The following is a 2,101-nucleotide window of genomic DNA, read 5'->3' on the forward strand; positions in this document are numbered from 1 at the left end:
TGACGCCCAGACGCTTGGCAATCACCGGAACCTTGAGTCGCTGTCCAAGCATCAGCACGCCCGCCCCCCGCGTGCGGATGTCTTGGTGCCAGTGGTTGATCGACAACTGTTGCAAGGTCAACTCCTCAACTTCGGTCAGTACAACGACGCACTTCATCCAAATCTCCGGCAGTCAGGGTTTGCCGAAGCTAACAAATCTCAAGACGGTTTACCAGAAACACTTAATTGCGCCCGCAACCAAATGAGCCACTACCCTATCGAACAAAGCCGTTCGCTGACCGCTTACTTTTAATAGTCAGGGGCTTACCCGCCGCAGCTGCCTTCTTCAGGGCGGCATCGTTCATCCCTGCTACCCGACTGATGGTTTGCTTGGCTTGCGCGACATCTGGGCGATCCGCCACCATATATTGGGCACCCGACAAGGGCTCCTTGCGGACTGGCGCCGGCTTGGGCGTTGGCTGCGCCTCATGAATCGGCATCTTCGTGCCCACCACTGTCAGGTCAGGCATCGACTTGGGTGTCGACGGCGCCCCATGAATCGGCTGTTCGTCTAAAGAGGGCAAAGCTGACCGCGTGGACTGTGTAGGAGTATCGACCACGCCTCGTTGAGGTGAGAATGGTTCAGTATTCACAGGTTGGATTTCTACATCCAATTTAGTTCCCTTTGGCAAGGTGATAATAAAAGGATGATCACCAGCCCCTATCGCACTTGTATCAGGATAAAGCTTCCCACCTTTGGCAATAGCATCACGTAACGGAAAAATAACCCAAGATTTGGTGTTATTGCCACCGTAATCAGCTTGCGCACTATGAAGTGTTTCATTCAACTGACCTCGAGGAATCAACGCAACATTCAATGCATCGACTCCGTCACGACGAGTAATATCTCGAGCACGCTTGCTCGAGCCGACTGCAATAGGAAGCCCCCATGGATGGGGTATCGGATTGTACCAATCCTTTATTTTGGCTTGGGGGTTGTTGTGACCCTGAATTTGAGAATTTTTAAAATCCGTAAACTCATCATCTTGAATTCGCACTGCAATATAATCCAAGCCGATTTCATTGTTACTCATAATCTTTGCAGTCAGAAACCCATCCTTAATATTTTCAAAAAACTCTCGATTTTTGATTGGCATGCCAGATATCTTATCTTTAAGCCTTTTTACATCTGTATCAAAGCTAATTTTCCTGAGATCATAATCGATTCCTCTCGCGTCGTACGCACTACTCTCTCGCTCAAGTTCGGATTTTTCACTCCGCACCTTTTGGTCAAGGCTCATGATTTGATGATGCAATTTTTCCGGATCTGACAAATTGCTGCCATTAATATCCGATCTTTGCGTTTCGGAATCTTCAGCAACCACTCGATACCTTTCTCCATTTGCGTCAGTAAGCTGGCGTTCCAATTCCTCAGAACGACGCTTAGACACGTCTCTCCGATCTAACACGGCCGATGATGATTGTTCACGCTCGCTGACGTCACCCGACTCGGTCGAATTGTTTGCAGCATCCTTTTGCTGTGGCTTTGGCAATGCGCGCTGATCCCCCGCGTCGGTGTCGTGCTTATGACCGTCCTGGTCGACCGTGACGTAGGTATCGCGGCCCTTCACCTCGCCCACCTCGGTGCCCTGCTTGGCCAGCGCCGCCTGCACCTGCTGCTTCAGGCTCGGCTGATCCTCCGTCCCGCACGCCGTCTTGCATCCCACCAGCGCCACCTTCGACACCTCCGCTTCCTCGCCCAGCCGGCCCTTCACCTGCTTGATCTGCCCCGCCAGCTCCTGTGCATCCGCACCACCCAGCTTCCCACCCTCCGGATCCCCGTGCCCCACCACCTGCACCTTCACCTTCCCATCCGTTGGGGCAAGCTTGTCCAACCCCTCCAGTTCGCCCCCCGGCCCAGCCTTCACCACCGCCGTGTTCTCACCATGCTTGGCCGCCAGGTTCCGGGCCGCCTGCGTCGTCACCTCATCATCGCCCTGCTGCACGATCACCCGCTTCGCGTAGCGATCCGTGCTCCGCTGGCCCGACTCCGCCTCATCCTGCTCGACCCGCGCCACCTGCCCGGGCTTGACCACCCGTTGCGCCGACACACCCTCATCCT

The 2,101-nt window shown here is 54.4% G+C and carries 1 protein-coding gene; it reads right to left on the reverse strand.

Annotation, left to right across the window (positions count from 1 at the left end; all coding sequences use genetic code 11):
* Window positions 1-254 precede the first annotated feature (254 nt).
* The coding region (locus tag CFB82_RS41330) for a C80 family cysteine peptidase (RefSeq protein WP_218829104.1) at window positions 255-2,101 on the reverse strand (1,847 nt) is incomplete at its 5' end.

Origin of the sequence: Burkholderia sp. HI2714, from assembly GCF_002223085.1 — a bacterium.
GTDB lineage: Bacteria > Pseudomonadota > Gammaproteobacteria > Burkholderiales > Burkholderiaceae > Burkholderia > Burkholderia lata_D.